19 protein-coding genes are annotated in these 19770 nt (G+C 39.2%); 14 read left to right on the forward strand and 5 right to left on the reverse strand.

Annotated elements, in window-relative coordinates; all coding sequences use genetic code 11:
• The first annotated feature begins 29 nt into the window (after positions 1 to 29).
• Positions 30 to 308, forward strand: coding sequence for a DUF3081 family protein (locus FPK91_RS17450; protein WP_158638097.1), 279 nt, complete (start codon positions 30 to 32; stop codon positions 306 to 308).
• A 74-nt stretch (positions 309 to 382) separates the two neighbouring features.
• Here the strand turns inward: FPK91_RS17450 and zapE are convergent, their stop codons facing one another.
• Both zapE and FPK91_RS17460 read right to left on the reverse strand, forming a co-directional pair.
• Positions 383 to 1531 carry a cell division protein ZapE gene (zapE, locus tag FPK91_RS17455; RefSeq protein WP_144212828.1) on the reverse strand — a complete coding sequence of 383 codons (1149 nt, stop codon included), beginning with the start codon at positions 1529 to 1531 and terminating at the stop codon, positions 383 to 385.
• A gap of 122 nt (positions 1532 to 1653) precedes the next feature.
• A complete protein-coding gene (locus FPK91_RS17460; protein ID WP_144212830.1) occupies positions 1654 to 2274 on the reverse strand; it encodes a helix-turn-helix transcriptional regulator in 621 nt (206 codons plus the stop codon).
• A gap of 227 nt (positions 2275 to 2501) precedes the next feature.
• Between FPK91_RS17460 and FPK91_RS17465 the strand changes: the two genes are divergently transcribed.
• The 6 genes from FPK91_RS17465 (at position 2502) to aroG (ending at position 9053) form a co-directional block, all read left to right on the forward strand.
• Positions 2502 to 3791, forward strand: coding sequence for a bactofilin family protein (locus tag FPK91_RS17465; protein WP_144212832.1), 1290 nt, complete (start codon positions 2502 to 2504; stop codon positions 3789 to 3791).
• Between the two features lie 484 nt (positions 3792 to 4275).
• Entirely contained in the window at positions 4276 to 4614 is a 339-nt protein-coding gene (locus tag FPK91_RS17470) for a P-II family nitrogen regulator (RefSeq protein WP_144212834.1), read from the forward strand.
• Positions 4615 to 4625: 11 nt separating this feature from the next.
• Positions 4626 to 5876, forward strand: a complete 1251-nt coding sequence (locus tag FPK91_RS17475) for an ammonium transporter (RefSeq protein WP_144212836.1) — start codon at positions 4626 to 4628, stop codon at positions 5874 to 5876.
• A gap of 97 nt (positions 5877 to 5973) precedes the next feature.
• Complete coding sequence (locus FPK91_RS17480) at positions 5974 to 6297, forward strand: hypothetical protein (RefSeq protein WP_144212838.1); 324 nt, start codon at positions 5974 to 5976, stop codon at positions 6295 to 6297.
• A 115-nt stretch (positions 6298 to 6412) separates the two neighbouring features.
• Positions 6413 to 7636 carry a tetratricopeptide repeat protein gene (locus FPK91_RS17485; RefSeq protein WP_144212840.1) on the forward strand — a complete coding sequence of 408 codons (1224 nt, stop codon included), beginning with the start codon at positions 6413 to 6415 and terminating at the stop codon, positions 7634 to 7636.
• Between the two features lie 364 nt (positions 7637 to 8000).
• Complete coding sequence (aroG, locus tag FPK91_RS17490; protein ID WP_144212842.1) at positions 8001 to 9053, forward strand: 3-deoxy-7-phosphoheptulonate synthase AroG; 1053 nt, start codon at positions 8001 to 8003, stop codon at positions 9051 to 9053.
• Between the two features lie 46 nt (positions 9054 to 9099).
• On the opposite strand, the gene FPK91_RS17495 is transcribed toward aroG, so the two are convergent.
• A complete protein-coding gene (locus FPK91_RS17495; RefSeq protein WP_144212844.1) occupies positions 9100 to 9273 on the reverse strand; it encodes a hypothetical protein in 174 nt (57 codons plus the stop codon).
• 372 nt (positions 9274 to 9645) lie between these two features.
• Here FPK91_RS17495 and FPK91_RS17500 point away from each other — a divergent pair, with 372 nt between their 5' ends.
• On the forward strand, positions 9646 to 11433 hold the full coding sequence (locus tag FPK91_RS17500) for an ABCB family ABC transporter ATP-binding protein/permease (RefSeq protein WP_144212846.1): 1788 nt from the start codon (positions 9646 to 9648) through the stop codon (positions 11431 to 11433).
• A 138-nt stretch (positions 11434 to 11571) separates the two neighbouring features.
• Entirely contained in the window at positions 11572 to 11820 is a 249-nt protein-coding gene (locus FPK91_RS17505) for a hypothetical protein (protein ID WP_144212848.1), read from the forward strand.
• A gap of 118 nt (positions 11821 to 11938) precedes the next feature.
• Here the strand turns inward: FPK91_RS17505 and FPK91_RS17510 are convergent, their stop codons facing one another.
• Together FPK91_RS17510 and FPK91_RS17515 are read right to left on the reverse strand one after the other, a co-directional pair.
• Complete coding sequence (locus FPK91_RS17510; protein WP_144212850.1) at positions 11939 to 12136, reverse strand: hypothetical protein; 198 nt, start codon at positions 12134 to 12136, stop codon at positions 11939 to 11941.
• 252 nt (positions 12137 to 12388) lie between these two features.
• Positions 12389 to 13870: an FMN-binding glutamate synthase family protein gene (locus tag FPK91_RS17515; protein ID WP_144212852.1), complete on the reverse strand. Its 1482-nt coding sequence runs from the start codon at positions 13868 to 13870 to the stop codon at positions 12389 to 12391.
• 232 nt (positions 13871 to 14102) lie between these two features.
• Between FPK91_RS17515 and FPK91_RS17520 the strand changes: the two genes are divergently transcribed.
• The 5 genes from FPK91_RS17520 (at position 14103) to FPK91_RS17540 (ending at position 19698) form a co-directional block, all read left to right on the forward strand.
• Complete coding sequence (locus tag FPK91_RS17520) at positions 14103 to 14717, forward strand: DUF5610 domain-containing protein (RefSeq protein WP_144212854.1); 615 nt, start codon at positions 14103 to 14105, stop codon at positions 14715 to 14717.
• Positions 14718 to 14744: 27 nt separating this feature from the next.
• Positions 14745 to 15494: a ferredoxin--NADP reductase gene (locus tag FPK91_RS17525; protein ID WP_144212856.1), complete on the forward strand. Its 750-nt coding sequence runs from the start codon at positions 14745 to 14747 to the stop codon at positions 15492 to 15494.
• A 467-nt stretch (positions 15495 to 15961) separates the two neighbouring features.
• Positions 15962 to 16981 carry a Fe(3+) ABC transporter substrate-binding protein gene (locus tag FPK91_RS17530; protein ID WP_144212858.1) on the forward strand — a complete coding sequence of 340 codons (1020 nt, stop codon included), beginning with the start codon at positions 15962 to 15964 and terminating at the stop codon, positions 16979 to 16981.
• Positions 16982 to 17036: 55 nt separating this feature from the next.
• Positions 17037 to 18668 carry an ABC transporter permease gene (locus FPK91_RS17535; protein WP_144212860.1) on the forward strand — a complete coding sequence of 544 codons (1632 nt, stop codon included), beginning with the start codon at positions 17037 to 17039 and terminating at the stop codon, positions 18666 to 18668.
• 1 nt (position 18669) lies between these two features.
• The gene (locus tag FPK91_RS17540) at positions 18670 to 19698 is read left to right on the forward strand and encodes an ABC transporter ATP-binding protein (protein ID WP_144212862.1); all 1029 of its coding nucleotides are present in this window, start codon (positions 18670 to 18672) and stop codon (positions 19696 to 19698) included.
• Positions 19699 to 19770: the final 72 nt, after the last annotated feature.

The raw sequence follows: 19770 nt of genomic DNA on the forward strand, positions 1-19770 counted from the left end.
TGTTGTTGTTATACTTTTATGAGGTGGATATGAAAAATTCAATAGACATTTATGAAGCGCTGAAAGTGTTTAATAAGATTACTGATATGGGCGAAAAAATACCTGCTGAAGTGGGTAGCACCTCGAGTTACCAATTATGTGGTCTTAATGCCGAAACAGGTTTTGATGGATACACGATAACTCTCAGCGATGGGCGTACTTCTCTAACCATATTCTTTCATAACAAATACCAATTTGATTACCCAGATAATGCTTCATTTGAGAACTTCATGGCTAGATTCAAAGATGTTATCAAATTTGCGGCATAACAGTTTCTGCTATTAAGTTGTGATTAGCGCCTGAATCAAGTCTCAGCTTCTTTATTAAATGTCAGCGTCTATTTCTATTTAGGATGAGTTGATTGCCATTGTTTCATTTCAATGAGCCTGCTAATGGTTCGTCTAAACTCAAAAGCTAATGCAGAACCTTGATATAATTCATCGACGTCAAAAGCAGAGCAAACAGTGAGTGTCACATGTTGATCGTATAGTTCATCAACCAAGCTTATAAATCTTCGCGCGGGATCGTCACTGGCTGCATAACTTAGCTGACGGTCACCAGTTGGGATTGCTAATGCACCGTCTTCAGTCCCTCTCGCTTTAATCCAAGTTTTTATTTGTCCACCTAATTGAGGCACATTATCAATAATGATATGAGTAAACTGACTTGCTAGTTGAATATAATCAAGTTGGGATCTCGGGCCTTCACAAATAGCTGTAAAATCAAACCAAATGGTATTGCCATGAACGGCGGTATAAGTGATTTGTCTATTGCAAATAGTCACTGTGCCATCAGTCGATATTATTTCGTTAGTTTGGTTATTATTTTTTGTCACAAGCTCAGAGAAATCTATTTGAGAAAAGCACATTTTGAGCGAAAGTTGTGAGTCTTTATCAATATGATTATGTTCAATTCGATGATCGACTTCACCTGATAAGTGAACTTGGTTGCAGTGATGATTTAGAATATCAATAAAGGGTAAAAAACGTTCTCGTTGTAATCCGCCTTCGTAAAGTCGCGATATTTCAATATTTGAGGTGGCAACTAAAATAACATTTTGGTTAAATAAGTTTTCAAACAACCTTGCTAGAATAATAGCGTCACCAATATCTGATACAAAAAATTCATCAAAGCAAATCAATTGATATTGTTTAGCAAGCTGTTTGGCTATGTGCACCAGAGGATCTTGAATCCCTAAACTAGTATTAAGTTGCTGGTGAATGTTGGCCATGAAACGGTGGAAGTGCAGTCTTAATTTCTTCGTAGAGCTGATATTTTGATAAAACAAATCCATTAAAAATGTTTTACCGCGTCCCACATCACCCCATAAGTAAACACCTTTTAGTAAAGGCTGATTAGTCTCAATATCGACAAATAACTGATTCAAGGTTTTCAAAGCGGTACTTTGAGCAGGGTCATCAACAAACAAGTTAGTTTCGTTTGATTTTTGCACTAATTTGGCGCGATAAATATCAATTAGGCTCAGATTCATCAAACGATATTCACAAGGTTAATTATAAGTGCCAAAAGTATATCAGCTATCGTTGTTATTCACTTAATGTCATAAAGGCTAAGGCTAAGGCTAATGCTAATGCGTTAACCTTTGTTTGTTTTTTAAACTTGCGCAAAGGCATAGGATAGTTGACCTCGGCTGGATATTTTTGTTTTCTTGAAGATATTTTGGATATGCATTTTCACCGTATTGACCGAAATACTCAAATTGTCAGCAATTTGGTCATTAGACATGCCCTGGCATATTAGGGTTAACACTTGCTGTTCTTTTTTTGTGGTGACAGAAAGTAATTCCGCTTGTCGTTGTGTATTAGGCTGACGCTTTCTCGTTTGAATATAACGAGACATTGCATCATGACTAAAATAGAGTTTATTACTATCAATACTCTTTAGTGCTTCAATAATATCAACGACCGATGCGTTGACCTTTAAAGCACCATGAAAGCCATTTGATATGAGCAAGGCTTCAGCTTCAGTATCAACGTGTGGGCAAAAAACTAAATGTTTGCCGCTGGCAATAATATCTGAAGAAATTAATGCGGCATGCTGATGTGGATCTTCTAAATAATGAATGAGTATTTTTTGCTTTTCATCAGTCTCTAACCATTTAAAATTTAATGGGTCGTTACATACGGTTTTAATATTTAGCAATGCACTAATTTGAAAAAGCTGTTGTGACAGAGGATCGGGAAGTTGTTTAAAAAATATATCAGAAAAAATCATGCTAACTCATCCTTGTTATTTACAACGACTATTGATAATCCGTTCAATAGCTATTTTTAGTTAAGCTGATGCTGTTTTATAAATGTATTTTAAACTATAAGTTTCAGCTAACAAAGTTAAAATTGAGGGTTATTAGGTAAAAGTTATGTAAATGCAATGTTATTTGTTGTTTTAACTTAGTTGGTTTACTATAACGTCAAAATATATAATAAAGGAAACTGATTGGTATGAATAACAAAGGAAATGGGGTAACTTTTATTGGCCCTGATACTTCTCTAGATGGGGATATGACTGTATTAGGACCTGTTTTGGTTGCTGGTAAAGTCAAAGGTGTTATTCGTTCAACAGACCAAATTAAAATTGAAGTTGGTGGTGAGATTGACGGTGAGCTTTTTTGTCAAGAACTAAGAGTGTCAGGTGTCTTTAAAGGCATTTTACATTGTAATAGCTTAGTTATTGTCAGCTCTGGTGTAGTTGAAGGTGATGTATCTAGCCATAAAATGGAAATTTATGATGGTGGTCAATTTTTAGGTGCGCGTACTAAAGGTCCTGAAGAAGGGGTATTACCTGAAGCGTCAGTTGAAGATAAAGCATTATTTGAAGAACAGTCTAGCGAAGCCTATGCCTTCCCAAAGTCTGATGCGCCTGTTGCAGAGGCGCCGATAGCTCAAGCTGCAAGCACTGGTTATTTTAATAATCTACAACCAGAGCCTATAGAGCCTGTAGCCGAAACTATTCAAGAGCAAGTAGAGTTGAAAGAAGAATTTTCATCAACTCCTGCACCAATAGTTAATATCAAACCGCAAGCTAAGACCGAAATAAAACCACAAGTCAAAGCTGATGTTAGCCCAGTTGCTCAAGATACACTGCGTAGTGAAGCTAAAGTTAGTCCTGAACCTAAGCAGAATGTTGAAGCAGAAGTTAAGCCGAAGTCTAAACTTGAAATAAAGCCTCAACCTAATCCTCAAGCTCAATTAGCTGCAGCCGCTGCTGCCAAAAAGGCTGAAGAAAAAAAATCTGGTTCTGGCGGTAAGTTATTTGTCGCTGCAATAGCCGTTGCTGCTATTGCTGGTGGTGTGTATAAAAAAGATGAATTAATGCAGATTGTTCAGCCTAAAGCTGAGACCGCAGTTGTAGTAAAAGCCCCTGCAGCAAAGGTATCTGTTGAGCAAGATGTTGCAGTCGTAACTGAAACATTAGCGACCGCTTCAATTGATGATGCTGAAGAAGAGCTGTTTACTTCAACAGAAGAGCTTGATAATTCATTAGTGCAAGAGCAATCAGAAGTGATGACAGATATTGATTCTGCTGAAACTGATGTTGCAGAGCAAGTTGATGAAGTTGTGGCATCTGTAGAAGATGTTGTTGCTGAAACACTGACTGAAGCGCTCCCAGCAGAAGATGAAGTCGTTAACAAAACCCAAGTTGATAGTTTACTTGCTGATCTTTTAGCGGAAGAGGGCACTGAAGAAGTGGCTAACTCTGCCGAAACAACAGAAACAGCTGGTAACTTATAATTATCAAATGGTAATTCATTTATAGAAAGGCTCTCCTATGAGGGCCTTTTTTATTTTCATTAATCGTAAATAATGCTCAGGTCTACATGGTTGGCTATTAAATTAAGAAACTCTGTCTGCTGGCTCAACACTCACTCCACAAGTACCTATGAATATTTCTATAAGCTTAAATTAATCACTCAGAAAGTACCTATAAATCTCTCTACCAACTTCCATTTATCAGTCCACAAGCCCATACAACTGACCCTATAAATTCCTAAAATTACGCAACTAGTTAATAAAGTTAGCCATGTCATTTGATAAAGAATGCCGCTCTAAAATTGTGCGCACCTAAATATGACTGCACTGGTCTGGTGCGTTTTTGTGAGTGCTTTCAACAAGAATTTTATTATTTTTGTTATTTTACAATAACTTGAATTATTGGCCTGATGATTGAATTGTAATTAACAACAAAATTACAACAATTACATTTTTGGAGGTCGAGATGAAACTCGTCAGCGCAATCATCAAGCCATTTAAATTAGATGATGTCCGTGAAGCTATTGCTGGCATGGGTATTGAAGGGATGACGGTTACCGAGGTAAAAGGTTTCGGTCGTCAAAAAGGTCACACTGAGCTTTATCGTGGTGCAGAGTATCAAGTCGATTTTCTTCCTAAAGTAAAATTAGAAATTGCGACTAAATCAGAAAACTTGGATATGTTGATTGAAGCAATTACTTCAGCAGCGCATACCGGAAAAATTGGTGATGGAAAAATATTCGTTACCGATCTTGAACAAGCAATCCGTATCCGTACGGGTGAACTTGATAACGAAGCACTTTAAAGGGGAATGTAATGGAAGAGTTAGCAGCGTTAGGTGCAACAGTAACTGAATTGCGTTTCGCACTAGATACATTTTATTTTCTTATATCTGGTGCATTAGTCATGTGGATGGCTGCCGGTTTTGCAATGCTTGAAGCCGGTTTAGTTCGTTCAAAAAACACCACAGAAATTTTAACTAAAAATGTGTGCTTGTATTCAATAGCCTGTGTGATGTATCTGCTAGTTGGTTACAACATCATGTATGTGGATAACATCGAGGGTGGTTGGTTACCGTCATTTGGGTCATTAATTGGTTCGCAAGCGGGTGATGCTGATCATGCTTTAGAGTCTGATTTCTTCTTCCAAGTGGTGTTCGTTGCTACTGCGATGTCAATTGTTTCAGGTGCTGTTGCTGAACGTATGAGACTTTGGTCTTTCTTACTGTTCTCTGTAGTACTGACTGCAGTTATTTACCCAATTGAAGGTTACTGGACTTGGGGTGGTGGTTTCCTTTCACAAGCTGGTTTCGTTGATTTTGCTGGTAGTGGTATTGTTCATATGGCTGGCGCCGCAGCGGCAATCTCAGGTGTGTTATTGCTTGGTGCGCGTAAAGGTAAATATGGTCCAAATGGCGAGGTTCACCCGATCCCTGGTTCAAACTTGCCAATGGCAACATTAGGTATGTTCATTTTATGGATGGGTTGGTTTGGCTTTAACGGTGGTTCACAACTGTTAGTGTCTGATGCTGAAAATGCTTCTGCAGTGGCTAAGATTTTTGTAAATACTAACTCTGCTGCTGCATTTGGTGCTGTTTCTGCCTTAATGGTATGTAAGATTGTTTGGGGTAAAGCAGATTTAACCATGATACTTAATGGCGCGTTAGCAGGTCTAGTGGCTATTACCGCAGATCCGTTATCACCTTCATTCTTAATGGCTGGTGTAATCGGTATCGTTGCCGGTGGTGTGGTTATCTTTTCAATTGTTGCCTTTGACCGTATTAAAATTGATGACCCAGTAGGTGCTATTTCGGTACATGGTGTTGCAGGTTTCCTTGGTCTAATGTTAGTACCATTATCAAATGCTGATGCGACCTTTGGTGCGCAAATATATGGTGCTGCTGTGATATTTGGTTGGGTGTTTGCAGCCTCATTTGTTGTCTGGTATATCCTCAAAGCAACAGTGGGAATCCGTGTTAGTGAAGAAGAAGAATACAACGGCATGGACGCATCAGATTGTGGTGTTGATGCCTACCCAGAGTTTGTATCTATCAAATCAGCTGGATAATTAATTGCTTTAAAGTTTAAGCGTGTTAATACTAAAAGCAGAACCATTAGGTTCTGCTTTTTTATTATTTTAAGATGACGACTTTGAGGACTCACAGATGAATAAGTACTTTCAGACATTAGTGATTTGTAGCCTGGTAACCGTGAGTTTTATTGCTGATGCTGGCAAAGTTGTTGTAAGAAAGTCTTCAGAACCTTTTGATGCTTTTGCCGTGCGGGACCAAGTTCAACAAGATCACCAATGGCAAGAGATGTTGAGAATGCAGCAACAGATCCAAATATTACAAGCACTGCCTATTGGCTGCTTGCCTATAGCAGTGCCTTATCGTTATTTCAATTGTTCAGGCAGAGCTTACCGGCCATATTCTTATCAAGATCAAGAAGTGTTTATTCAAATAGATTCTCCTGAGCAATCAAAATAACATTATCGTGTAGATATTTTTGATCCCCTTTCTACATCTTTTGTAACCCTTCAAAAATCGCATTTTCTGTACATGCATCTATGCTTAATCAATGGCATAAATGAGGAGCAGAATAATGTTACAAAATAATGAAGCATCCCCAGAAATATCACTTTATTCTAGCATTGTTAATTTCAGGACTATTAGCCTTTGTTTTTGTTTGATTTTTTCTTTTATCTTTTCTGGTTGTTCAAGCACCTCTACATCTAAAAGTGGTGTAGCAAAGGCGACAGTACTTTATAACGACAGTTATTTTAGACCTGTAATGATTCCTACCACAGCAGAGGTTTTCGAGCTTCCTGAAGAGATGGTTACAGAAATTCAGCGAGATTATGCGCGTTCAGCAGGTACGAATGGACAGAAAAAAGCCATTAATCTATGGCTGGCTGAATATATTAATGCCCAAGATGGCGGTTTTGAATATCGCGATCACTACACTCGAATGGCCAGTGTGACTGCTTTAGAGAGAGCGGGTAATTGCATGTCATTAGTCATTCTTTCAACCGCAATTGCTGAAGCATTTAATGTACCTGTAAAATTTCAAGATATTGATGTAGAGCCTATTTGGGATAGACGAGGCGGTTTTTACTTGGTCAATGGGCACGTGAATATGAAATTACTGCATCGTGATGAACCCAATACCATTAACATACAAACTTCTGAAATATTAGTCGATTTCTTACCTGAACGCTCTGTGCGGGCATACCGAACCAAAAAAATTAGCAGAGAGACTTTAGCTGGGATGTATTTTAACAACGTCGCCGCTGAAGCCTTGGTGAGAAATGACTATGACTTGGCCTATGCGTTAATAAAGCGTGCCATTGATCTGGATCCATATTACGTCAATAGTATTAATACGCTTGCGGTTATATACCGCCATAAAGGCTTAGACGCACAAGCAGAAACAGCATATCGACATGTCCTTAAATTAGAATCTGAAAATGTGACTACCTTGTATAACCTCGCGATTATTTTAGGAGAACAGAACAGGTTAGAGGAATGGAAAGAGGTTCATAAAGTACTTGAGCTAGCGAGAATCAATAATCCTTTCTATTACTTTGATATGGCTCAACAAGCCTATTTTGAGAAACAATATCAAGAGGCCCTTGTATGGTATAAACGGGCGGTTGAAAGAGCAGATTATAGGCATGAATTTTACTTCGGCTTATCACGGGCTTATTGGGCAACGGGTGATGAAAGACGAGCGAAAAAGAGTATGGAAAAAGCCATTGATTTAAGTCTAGATGTAAATAATCAACATCGTTATAAGGGAAAACTACAAGCCATGATGAGGCACTAGTTATTCAGGGATGACATCTCAGTCTAATTATCATGAAAAAGCCATTTCTAACCTTTGAAAGAGGAGAAGTGGCTTTTTATTGCTGCTCAATACAGTTTTATAGGGGCAAAAATGCGGTTTACGTTATTTATTTTGAATAAGCTAAAATAGACGGTTTTATCGAAATGAATGAATTTGTTAGATATTTTTAATATGTAAATTTAAAGCTATTTAATAACAGTGATTTAAACAACTAATTTTGATAAAACCATGGCTTGGACGTTTTATTGTATGGTAATGTTTGAATTATAAGGCTGTTCGTAATGCTTTACTGCTCAACGATTAGAGTTGGCACAAATAACTGTTTGCTGGAGTTGTATAAACTATGTATTACCAAAATGATGACGTTAGAATTGATGAAATAAAAGAACTATTGCCACCTATTGCTATTTTAGAGCGATTTCCGGCGTCAGAAGCAGCATCAGCAACAGTGTTTAATGCGCGAGACAGCATTCATAGAATTTTAAACAAACAAGATGATCGCTTACTTGTTGTTATTGGCCCCTGTTCAATACACGATCCTGTCGCGGCTTTAGATTATGGTAAGCGTTTAATTGCCTTACGCGAGCAATTTAAAGATCAACTAGAAATTGTGATGCGTGTTTACTTCGAAAAGCCTCGTACTACGGTTGGTTGGAAAGGGTTGATCAATGATCCTTACATGGACAACAGTTTTAAACTTAATGATGGTTTAAGAACTGCACGTAAGTTATTAGTTGATTTGAACGAATCTGGTGTGCCAGCAGCGGGTGAGTTTCTTGACATGATAACGCCGCAATATGTCGCGGATATGATGTGTTGGGGAGCAATTGGAGCACGGACAACGGAATCACAAGTTCATCGTGAACTTGCATCTGGTTTATCAAGTCCAGTTGGTTTTAAAAATGGTACTGATGGCACTATTAAAGTGGCGATAGATGCTATTGGGGCTGCTAATGCACCACATCATTTCTTATCTGTTACTAAATTTGGTCACTCAGCCATCGTATCGACAAAAGGTAATCCAGACTGTCATATTATTTTACGTGGCGGCAAAGAGCCTAACTATAGCCAAAGCCATGTGAACGTAATTGAAGAGCAGTTAACCAAAGCAAAACTACCTACTAATATCATGATAGATTTTAGCCATGCTAACAGCAGTAAAGACTTTAATAAGCAGATGCTGGTTGCTGAAGATGTTGCTGGGCAAATAAGTAACGGCAATAGCAATATTTTTGGTGTGATGGTTGAGAGCAATATTGAAGAAGGACGCCAAGACTTAGTGGTTGGTAAAGAGCTCTGTTACGGTCAAAGCATTACCGATGCTTGCATTGGCTGGAATGATACAGAGAAACTTTTAGCAACATTGAACCAAAGTGTATTGAATCGTCGCGGCTAAAGCTTCTTCATTTCATCTGTGACATAAATAAGGCGCTATGAGCGCCTTATTTATTGGTGTTTGATAAATATTCATTAGCTTTTGCAAGGCTACCAAAAGCTGAGATAAGATTATTTCTTCCTTTATCCTGAAGTTCAGGGTTTCCTGATTCAATCATCATCCATACCCAAGTTTGAATTAATGGTAATGGTGGGTGCTGGATTTTTGCTGCATCTAACATACTGCTTCCTTTGAAATGGAATAAAGGTGGTTGGCTAGTATAAATCGCCAAAAAGTATCGCTTAAAGAGTATCAAATTCTTTTTAGTTGCAGAACTGTAAACAAGCTTATTTTTAATGTTTTTGATGATTTTTTTACAAAGTATAGACTTTTAGGTAGTAAAAATACGTTTCAATAGCATTAAAGTGCTATCTGTTGGTCACCGCAAAGGATCTTTTTACAAGTTTCACTCAGTGAAAACGATCTATGTTTACTGCTTGATCTATTAAAAAACACTAAAATGCTAACAAAAATGTTAATTTGTCGAATAGCGAACATTCGGCTGTATATATTTTTAATATCGAACTAACGAAAATAATAATGGTGAAAATTAATGAGACCGTCGGCATATTTTGATGGGCCTGTAGGCAGTTTAAATTGGAAAGTTATTGGCCTTTTACGACCTTATTTATTTGAGTTCAAAGGTCGTATCACGTTAGCTATGCTGTGCTTAGTGATTGCTAAAATTGCCAGTGTTGGCTTACCGTTTATTTTGAAAGATATTGTCGATAGTTTAGACGGGAAAAGCACTGAGGTTATTGTCGCCGTACCGCTTGCTTTAGTTCTCGCATACGGTGCAGTGCGTTTTCTCAATGTCGTCATCGGTGAAATCAGAGATACCTTATTTGGCCGGGTAACTGAAAGAGCAATTCGACGTTTGGGTCTCGCGGTATTTGAACACTTACATAAGCTGGATCTTGATTTTCATCTAGATCGCCGAACCGGTGGTTTATCCCGTGATATTGAACGTGGCACCAGTGGCGTCAGTTTTCTCATGCGCTTTATGGTGTTTAATATTGTCCCAACATTATTAGAAATTGCGCTAGTTATCGGTATTTTCTTTTTCAATTATGGTATTGGTTTTGCCTTAATTACCCTTGTTGCGGTGGTCGCCTATATTGGTTATTCAGTGGTGGCGACAGAGTGGAGAACTGGCTACGTTCGTGACGCTGCTAAAGCTGACTCTCTTTCAAATACGCGGGCAATTGATAGTTTATTAAACTATGAAACGGTTAAGTATTTTAATAATGAACAATACGAATCAAATCGCTATGATTCTGCATTAGAGCAATGGGAAGTGGCTAAACGTAAAAATCGTTTATCTTTATTTGCCTTGAATGCGGGACAGGCATTAATTATTGCAACGGCAATGACTTCAATGATGTGGTTAGCCGCATTTGAGGTGACTGCAGGTAATATGACCTTAGGTGACTTCGTACTGATCAATGCTTTTATGATGCAGCTATTCATCCCTCTGAATTTTTTAGGCTTTGTATATCGTGAAATTCGGGGCGCTTTAGCCAATATTGAACGTATGTTTGATTTATTGGACAAAATTCCTAGCATTAAAAATAGCGAAAGGGCTTCTAATATTAGTCCATCTGTTGGTGCGCTTTCATTTAACCATGTGTGCTTTGATTACGATGACAGGACGATAATCAAAGATTTAAACTTCACTGTACCAGCTGGCCAGAAAGTGGCTGTAGTCGGTGAAAGTGGTGCAGGTAAATCAACCCTTATAAAGCTGCTGTTTCGATTCTATGACGTGGATAAAGGCTCTATCAGCATTGATGGTACTGATATCAAGGATCTTACCCAGCAAGCATTAAGGCAATCTATTGCAATCGTGCCACAGGATACGGTGCTGTTTAATGATTCCATTTTCCAAAACATTCAGTATGGACGTCCAACAGCTACGGAAACTGAAGTGAAACAGGCTGTTGAGTTAGCTAACTTGACTCAATTTATCGAAGCATTGCCACAAGGATGGGAGACCAAAGTTGGTGAGCGTGGGCTGAAGCTTTCTGGTGGCGAGAAGCAGCGAGTGTCGATTGCTCGGGCCATATTAAAAGGTGCGCCAATCTTAGTGTTTGATGAAGCAACCTCATCTTTAGACAGTAAGTCAGAGCAAGCGATCCTTACAGCGCTTAAAGATGCAGCAAAAGGGCACACCAGTTTAGTGGTGGCACACAGACTTTCAACCATTATCGATGCTGATAAAATTGTGGTGTTAAGTGATGGCAAAGTGGCTGAACACGGGACTCACAAAGCACTGTTAGCGCAAAATGGGGTGTACGCCAAACTATGGCGAATTCAAAATGAGCAAGCAATAAAACTTTGATCCATTCGTTGAATACGTTTTATCTCTTTGATAGGGGCATTTTTGTGTATAATTAACGAGAATTGCCTTGAAAGGATTGAGATCGTTTAGGTAAATAGGACATTATCTGGTAATTAAATCAAAGTATGGAGGTCGTTGGTGCAAAACATTTCTTTAATCGCAGCCCTAGAAGGTACACAGCACAAAGTTACCACTGATTGGTTTGCAATTATGGCAACGCTTGAAACGCGAGAAATGAATCAGGATGAACTACAAACAGTTTATGATGAATTATGCGCAGGGTTAATTGTTACTACACGTGGGCTTACGTTAGCTAAAATTAATGATAGTGAAAGCGAAGATAGTTTATTGAAAGCTGATGATAGTACCGCAGATATACTTATATAAAGTGAGTTATTGTTAATCGCTAAGCTTAACAATAACTTTCTTTTTTTGGAAAATGATATTCCCTTCGAGGATCACTATGCTGAAATGATAGTAATAGCTTTAATTGAGAGGGAGTATTTTAGTTTTTTGCCCAGCTGTTACATACCATGCGGATAATTGAATCAGAGCGTGTATCGTAAGTAAGACGGTTGATCTCACCTTGGTCAAAGCACACTTTCTCTCCTTCAATTTCAGACAAACGGTCACAATTATTACAGGTAACCGACATTGTCTTACCAGCATGATTTGATGTCATTAATGACTGTGATGCTTTCAAATGAAAGTCCTTTACCTAAAACATGATCAAGATCAATATTTTACACTGAATTGTGAACATATTCAAAATTAGATTTGGTTAATTTATTAGCAATAAGTCTAATAGAAAATCTTAAAAATCTATTTTTGCTTAATTAACCCCCTATATGCTGCAGACCAGTCCATTTATACCATTCATTAAACCTGTCTATTAAAACGCAAATTAGCCAGCCTAATAAATAAGTTCGTCAATGCAATCAGCTATTAACGTTTGCTAATATTGTCGGTAAAATTTGTCTAATGAAACGGAAATACCACTTTCTGTAACTATTCTGGCGTGATGACGACTTAACAGCCTAGGCTCACTGACACCACAAGAGTGGGCGATGATCTTTAAATCATAGTGTAACGACTTGTTATAGCTTGCTACTCGGGTCGATTTATTGCGTGGGTCTAAACCTTGTTGTAAATGTTTATTGTGAGTAGTAATGCCGGTTGGGCAAGTATCTTTGTTGCATTGCAATGCTTGAATGCACCCTAAAGCAAACATATTTCCCCGTGCTGAGGCGATAAAGTCAGCACCCGTTGCCAGAGCCCATGCTATTTGCGAGGGCACCACCATTTTGCCGCTCGCAATAACTTTAATACGTTGTTTAAGGCCTTTTTGTCTAAACAGGTTAATGACGATAGGAAGACTTTCTTTAATCGGTAAGCCCACATGATCCATTAATATTTGCGGCGCAGCGCCTGTACCGCCTTCAGCGCTATCAAGCGTAAAAAAATCCGGTGCATGTTCAATCCCACGCAGTTGTATCTCATCACATAAATCTTTTAACCACTGTTCGTCACCTAATACCGCTTTTATACCTGTAGGTTTCCCAGTAATGATCCTCACATGGGAAATCATATCCAGGATATCGGCAATGTTAGTGAACTCAGCATGCCCATTTGGGCTGATAGAATCTTCGCCTACTGGTATGCCTCTTATCGCAGCAATTTCTTCAGTGACTTTTACACCAGGCAATATTCCGCCCTTGCCGGGTTTAGCCCCTTGGCTTAGCTTAATCTCAAACATTTTGACACTATCATGGGCCGCGATTTCTCTAAGCTTGTTATCATCTAACCTACCATCTTCATCCCGTACGCCATATTTAGCTGTGCCAATTTGAAAGACTAAATCACAATGACCTTTTAAGTGATGCTCACTCAAGCCACCTTCGCCAGTATTAAGCCAGCAACCAGCTTCAGCAGCACCATGGGATAGTGCCGTAACAGCCGGTCGAGATAATGCTCCAAAACTCATGGCTGAAATATGGCAAGTTTTTGCCGTCGAATATGGGTGAATGCAGCCTTCGCCAATAGTGATAAGTTCATCTACATGCTCATCGGAATCGATTTTAGGAAATGCGGCGTTCATAAACATGATGGTGCCGGCCTTATCGTGGGTTTGCGTTGAACCAAAGGCGATAGTGCGATCAACGTTTTTTGCTGCGCGATAAATCCAGCTTCTTTCAGCGCGATTAAAAGGAAGTTCTTCTCTATCTTGTGCAAAGAAGTACTGTCTAAAAAACTCACCTTGTTTCTCAAATAAGTAGCGAAATCGGCCTATGACGGGGTAGTTATGGCGAATGGCCTGTTTAGTTTGTAATTTATCACTGATATACATATAAACGATGGCAATAAAAAACAGTGCGATACTCGCAAGAAATAAGCCAGTGAAAATCTCTAAGCCCACAATAAACCAATTTTGCTGCATTTTTGTTCCTTAAAAATGTTGATTTAGACGTTTATCAAAGACATATTATCGTTAGTAGCTAGTGGTTTAAAACGATATTTAATCATTGAAATTAACCAATATTGCTGTTTTTTGACTATCCTCAGTATGGCTTATGAGTAATTTTTATTCTATGACTAACATGAATCAATGGTTAATGTATTAGCGAAGCTTGCCGATAGTATGTTATCCGTAAATGTATGTGGAGCAACTGATGGATATTTACAACCCTACTCAAATTAACGCTAAGACAAGAAATAATACTCAAGCGAATACGACAGCGAGTGATAACGCACAGTCTAAAAAAGCGGATAATGCTTTAGCTGCAGGCTCTTTAGCTGATAGTGCTGGAAAATCCGTTAGCCAAATTAGTCGTGATTTGAAAAATAGCAGTATTCTCGCGGCAAATGAAAAAGTCAGTATTGAAGCGGGTGATCAGTCAATGACCCTGCTATATCGCGCCGCTATTGATGCCATTAATGTTGAACTTGCCCCCACAATGGGTGAGAACGCCATTCAAAAAATGGTAGAGACTGATATTGATAACTCTCCAGAAGCAACAGCAGAAAGAATTGTGAGCTTTGCGACCAATTTCTTTTCAGTTCATCAGCAGCAAAATAGTGATATGGACTTTGAGCAACAACTAGATACTTTCATGGAAAAAATTTCAGGCGCCATTGATCAAGGCTTTAAAGAGGCCACTGACATATTATCTGGTTTGAAAGTGCTCGAAGGTGAGATTGCCGAAGAGGTAGATAATACCTATAGTTTAATACAGGAAGGTCTTGAGGCATTTAGGCTAAAGACGCTACCAGCAGCAGAAGAATGATTGATATAAATTCAAGGAAATAACCCTATGTGGACAACAGGTACCGTTATTGAACGTATAGATTGGAATGACAAACTATTTTCGCTTCGTATTCGCGCCGATGTTGAACCATTTATTGCCGGCCAGTTTATTAAATTGAGCCAAATTAGAGATGAAAAGCGCATTGCGAGAGCTTACTCATTAGTTAATGCGCCAGGCAAAGATTACGTCGAAGTGCTCGCTGTCGCAGTAGAGGATGGCCAACTATCTCCTGATTTACAGGCGCTAAAAGTAGGCGATACCATTGAAGTCACCACAAAAGCTTCGGGCTTTATGACATTAGATGAAATCCCTACAGGCGCTTTACAAGGGCCACATCTTTGGTTCCTTGCTACTGGCACAGCGGTAGGGCCATTCATGTCTATTATGGAAACTGAAGAGCCTTGGCAACGTTTTGAAAAAGTGGTGTTGGTTTATGGCGTGAGAAAGGATGAAGACCTAGCATATCTAAAGCAGATACAAGCCTTACAGCAAAAATATCCTGATCAGTTTATCTATATTCCTTGTGTCACCAGAGAAGCAAGCAAAGGTGCATTATCTTGTCGTATTCCGGATGGTTTAAGTAGTGGGGTCATTGAACAGGCCGCAGGCCTGTCATTGTCCCAAGATGACTCGCAAGTGATGATTTGTGGTAATCCTGGAATGATTTCAGATGCGCAAACCATATTGACTGAAAAAGGCTTAGTAAAGAATTTACGTCGAGCTCCCGGTCAAGTGACGGTTGAAAAGTATTGGTAACTCAAGTTTGTCAGTCTCTAATCAGAAACAGCAGCAATTACAGCGTTTGATGTTCGTCGTTAAATACTGAGATCAAAATTATTGAATACTCATCCCTTTCAGCTTAAGCCATTAATCTCTGAAAGAGATTAAGCTGGGATATTTAGTTAAAAGAGATTTAACCAATTAGACCCCTTAAACAACTTTTGCGTATATTCACATAGCCAAACGTCACACAGAAATTTCGGCAATTCCAGCAATCTCAACCTTTTCGGATTATAGATTCTATTTAAATACTTAATCTGCTTAAACAACACTTGCTCCTTGCACACTGATCTATTATCCTCCCTTGTAATTGATAATTATTATCATTTCCATAAGCAATTACTAAAGCTGTTATGAATTTATAAACCCAAATTTACTGCTTAAGTTTGGGTTTCCAACAGCCTTTAGCGCAATAAGTCATGCAACGCCAAGGAGAATTTGGAATGAAATCGTTAAAGAGTCTAGCAGTGTTAGGATTAGCAGCAGTATCGTCAGTCAGTTCAATGACAGCAACCGCCGCTGATGACTTAACAATATATTCTTACCGTCAAGCTTTTCTAGTTGAACCCATTTTAGAACAATTTACCCAAGACACTGGCATTAAAGTGAATGTGGTTTTTGCTAAAGACGGTATTGCCGAACGTATCGCCCGTGAAGGTCGTCTATCTCCTGCTGACGTTGTATTAACATCTGATTTTTCACGCTTAATGGAATTAGTGGATAAAAAACTGGTTGTTGATGTAAACAGCGACACGCTAAGCAGTAATATTCCTGAGCAATACCGTTCACCTAATAATGATTGGTATGCATTAACCATGCGTGTGCGTAATGTGTATTCTTCAAAAGACCGTCTCGGTAAGCTAGATATCAACTACGAAGATTTAGCCTCTGCAGAGTACAAAGGTAAAATCTGTACTCGTAGCTTTAAACATCCTTATAACATCGCACTCGTTGCTTCAATGATTGCGCATCACGGTGAAGCTGAAACTAAAACATGGTTAGAAGGTGTGAAGGCTAACTTAGCCCGCAAACCTCAAGGTAATGATCGTGCTCAAGTACGCGCTGTTAAAGAAGGTTTATGTGATATCGCATTAGGTAATAGTTATTACTTTGGTAAAATGCTGGTAGATCCTAAGCAAAAAAGCTGGGCTGATGCATCAGAAATCAACTTTCCAAATCAAGATAATCGCGGTTCTCATATTAATGTTTCTGGTATGGCACTAGCTAAGTTTGCGCCAAACAAAGATAATGCTATAAAATTGATGGAATTTTTATCATCTGATGTAGCTCAAAAATCTTACGCAGAAGTTAATATGGAATATCCGGTTAAAGCCAATGTCGCGCCTTCTGAAATGGTTGCTTCTTGGGGTGACTTTAAAGCCGATAGTCTTCCTATATATAAATTAGCTGAAAACCATCAAGCGGCAGTGAAGCTACTTGATGAAGTAAAATTTGATCTGTAAGGATGCTTTATTTCGCCGCGTGAAATAATAGCGCGGCATAGACTGGAAAGTATTTATGATCTTAGGCTTAACCAGAGGCTGGTCGTTCGCTGGTTATGCGATTGCGGTAATATTAATATTGCCGCTTTTTGCACTTTTAGTACAAGCTACACTCCCTGACGAAGCTGTTTTTAGTCACTTAATGGATACCGTTTTACCGACTTATATTAGTAACAGTTTGTTGCTGATGTTGAAGGTGTGCCTAGGTTCATTGGTGATAGCAGTCCCTGCTGCTTGGTTGGTGGCAAGGTGTAACTTCCCCGCAAGACGATATTTCCAATGGGCGCTGTTATTACCATTAGCGATGCCTGCTTACATCGTTGCTTACGTTTACACCGATATGCTCGATTATGCCGGCCCTGTACAAGGTTTTTTAAGGCAATTCTTCGGTTGGACATCACCTCAAGACTACTACTTCCCTGATATTCGCAGCTTAACAGGTGCGTCAATCATGCTGTCTCTGGTGCTATTCCCTTATATTTACTTGTTAGCAAGAACGGCGTTTATGGAACAATCCTCAAGCCTGTTGCATGCGTCTAGAATAATGGGTTGTAGTCCGTGGAAAAGTTTCTGGCGTTTAGGTTTGCCTATGGCAAGACCCGCACTCGCTGTCGGTATGGCATTAGTGGCAATGGAAACCGCAGCTGATTTTGCTACCGTAAGCTATTTTGCTGTGCCAACATTAACCACCGCGGTATACGATACTTGGCTCGGTTATGGCAGCTTATCGGCAGCAGCGAAGTTATCAGCCATTATGCTATTGGTAATCTTTGCCATGGTAGGATTCGAGCGATTTGCTAGGCGTAAACAAGAACTTTATCAAAAGCAGGCTAAATTAACTGAATCAGACCGCTATCAACTCAAAGGGCTAAAAGCTTGGCTGTCATTTGCTTATTGCAGCATACTTATTTTATTGGCCTTTTTAGTACCCTTTATTGTATTAACGGGCTATGCGATTGACTATTTTGACGAAAGTTGGAATAGCCGCTTTTGGCAATACAGTTTTAACAGTTTATATATTGCCGTAGTAGTGAGTTTTATTTGTGTCATCTTGGCGCTCATTCTCATGTTTGTTAGACGTGTAAGCCCTCGTAAAGCGGATGTTTTACCTTCACGATTAAGTAGCACTGGCTATGCCATTCCTGGCACTGTCCTCGCTATCGGTGTTCTAGTCCCGTTAACCTATTTAGATTTTGCGATTAATGATGTCTATGACTACTTTGGGGCTCGCGGCCCAGGACTACTATTTACTGGCAGTGTCATCGCGTTAATTTTTGCCTTTTGCGTTCGCTTTGTCGCGATATCCATAGGCAGCATTGAGAACAGTTATAAACGCATTTCTCCATCACTCGATATGGCTAGCATCACTATGGGGCAAAAGCCGACAAGGCTGCTTTGGCGAGTTCATTTACCGTTATTGCGCAAAGGGATATTTGCTGGTGCATTGTTAGTTTTCATCGAAAGTATGAAAGAGTTACCGGCCGCTTTATTGCTAAGGCCGATAGGTTTTGAAAATCTGGCAACCCATGTATTTCAGTTTGTCTCCGATGAGCAATTAGAACATGGCGCCTTGGCTGCTATTGTTATTGTGCTGGTGGGATTAATACCGCTAATTTATCTAAACCGTTCATTGGAGCAAGAGAGCTAATATGTCCACATTGACTATTCAGAATGTAAAAAGTGACTACCAAGGACAGGTCATACTCCATGGGTTAGATTTAACTTTAGAGCAAGGTGAGATCGTTGCGCTACTTGGTCCAAGCGGTTGTGGTAAAACCACCTTGCTGCGTGCAATTGCGGGTTTACAAGCAATCAGTCAGGGCACTATTTCGATTAATGGTGAATGCTTAAGTGGTGACAATACGTTTGTGGCCAGTGAGCATCGCGGCATCGGGATGATATTCCAAGACTATGCTTTATTTCCGCATTTAACGGTTAGTGAAAATGTATTGTTTGGTGTGAAAGGCTTAGACAAAAACCAGCGAAAAGAACGGCTGCAAGAAATGTTGCAGTTAGTGAAGCTAGAAGGACTTGAAGCGCGTTTCCCCCATGAGTTATCGGGTGGTCAACAGCAAAGAGTCTCTATTGCCCGCTCATTAGCTTATGAGCCTGAATTGCTGCTACTTGATGAGCCTTTTTCTAACATTGATGCACAAGTCAGAAATGAAATGATGTTAGAAATAAGACAGATTCTAAAGCAGCGTAATGTGAGTGCGGTATTTGTTACCCACAGTAAAGATGAAGCTTTTGTATTTGCTGACAAGTTAGCATTGTTTAAAGATGGCGCCATCATACAACATGGTTTGGCTGAAACATTATATGGCGAACCTAAAGAGCGTTATGTCGCTGAGTTTTTAGGGGCAGGTAATTACTTAACTGTAACGGTTAAAAGCCAATTGCAGGTGTCATCAATTCTGGGGCTGATTGAAAGCACTAAACCCGTTAGCCAAGCATCAAATTATCAAGGGCAATTGCTGCTTCGACCGCAACAAATTGATCTTCAACCTGCTTCTCAAGGTCATGGTGAAATTGTTGAGCGTCGTTTCCTCGGTACAATTTGTCATTATTGGGTTAAGGTAGGACAACAAACGCTCGAAGTACGAAGTCAATTAACCGAACTGACATTAGGTCAAAAAGTAAATTTATCAATTGCACCACATCCATTAGTCATTTTTTAGTGACCAATATCAAAATTGGTAAATAATTGGTCTTGAGCACAAGGAATTAATTGCTCAATTACCTTACAATCA

The sequence above is a fragment of the Shewanella donghaensis genome (assembly GCF_007567505.1).
Taxonomy (GTDB): Bacteria; Pseudomonadota; Gammaproteobacteria; order Enterobacterales; family Shewanellaceae; genus Shewanella; species Shewanella donghaensis.

What these genes read in the sequence shown, in the direction of transcription:
- FPK91_RS17500 (WP_144212846.1), top strand. Translation starts at nt 9,646, where the DNA reads ATGAGACCGTCGGCATATTTTGATGGGCCTGTAGGCAGTTTAAATTGG.
- FPK91_RS17475 (WP_144212836.1), top strand. Translation starts at nt 4,626, where the DNA reads ATGGAAGAGTTAGCAGCGTTAGGTGCAACAGTAACTGAATTGCGTTTC.
- aroG (WP_144212842.1), top strand. Translation starts at nt 8,001, where the DNA reads ATGTATTACCAAAATGATGACGTTAGAATTGATGAAATAAAAGAACTA.
- FPK91_RS17470 (WP_144212834.1), top strand. Translation starts at nt 4,276, where the DNA reads ATGAAACTCGTCAGCGCAATCATCAAGCCATTTAAATTAGATGATGTC.
- FPK91_RS17480 (WP_144212838.1), top strand. Translation starts at nt 5,974, where the DNA reads ATGAATAAGTACTTTCAGACATTAGTGATTTGTAGCCTGGTAACCGTG.
- FPK91_RS17535 (WP_144212860.1), top strand. Translation starts at nt 17,037, where the DNA reads ATGATCTTAGGCTTAACCAGAGGCTGGTCGTTCGCTGGTTATGCGATT.
- FPK91_RS17520 (WP_144212854.1), top strand. Translation starts at nt 14,103, where the DNA reads ATGGATATTTACAACCCTACTCAAATTAACGCTAAGACAAGAAATAAT.
- FPK91_RS17450 (WP_158638097.1), top strand. Translation starts at nt 30, where the DNA reads ATGAAAAATTCAATAGACATTTATGAAGCGCTGAAAGTGTTTAATAAG.
- zapE (WP_144212828.1), bottom strand. Translation starts at nt 1,531, where the DNA reads ATGAATCTGAGCCTAATTGATATTTATCGCGCCAAATTAGTGCAAAAA.
- FPK91_RS17540 (WP_144212862.1), top strand. Translation starts at nt 18,670, where the DNA reads ATGTCCACATTGACTATTCAGAATGTAAAAAGTGACTACCAAGGACAG.
- FPK91_RS17460 (WP_144212830.1), bottom strand. Translation starts at nt 2,274, where the DNA reads ATGATTTTTTCTGATATATTTTTTAAACAACTTCCCGATCCTCTGTCA.
- FPK91_RS17530 (WP_144212858.1), top strand. Translation starts at nt 15,962, where the DNA reads ATGAAATCGTTAAAGAGTCTAGCAGTGTTAGGATTAGCAGCAGTATCG.
- FPK91_RS17485 (WP_144212840.1), top strand. Translation starts at nt 6,413, where the DNA reads ATGTTACAAAATAATGAAGCATCCCCAGAAATATCACTTTATTCTAGC.
- FPK91_RS17515 (WP_144212852.1), bottom strand. Translation starts at nt 13,870, where the DNA reads ATGCAGCAAAATTGGTTTATTGTGGGCTTAGAGATTTTCACTGGCTTA.
- FPK91_RS17525 (WP_144212856.1), top strand. Translation starts at nt 14,745, where the DNA reads ATGTGGACAACAGGTACCGTTATTGAACGTATAGATTGGAATGACAAA.
- FPK91_RS17495 (WP_144212844.1), bottom strand. Translation starts at nt 9,273, where the DNA reads ATGTTAGATGCAGCAAAAATCCAGCACCCACCATTACCATTAATTCAA.
- FPK91_RS17465 (WP_144212832.1), top strand. Translation starts at nt 2,502, where the DNA reads ATGAATAACAAAGGAAATGGGGTAACTTTTATTGGCCCTGATACTTCT.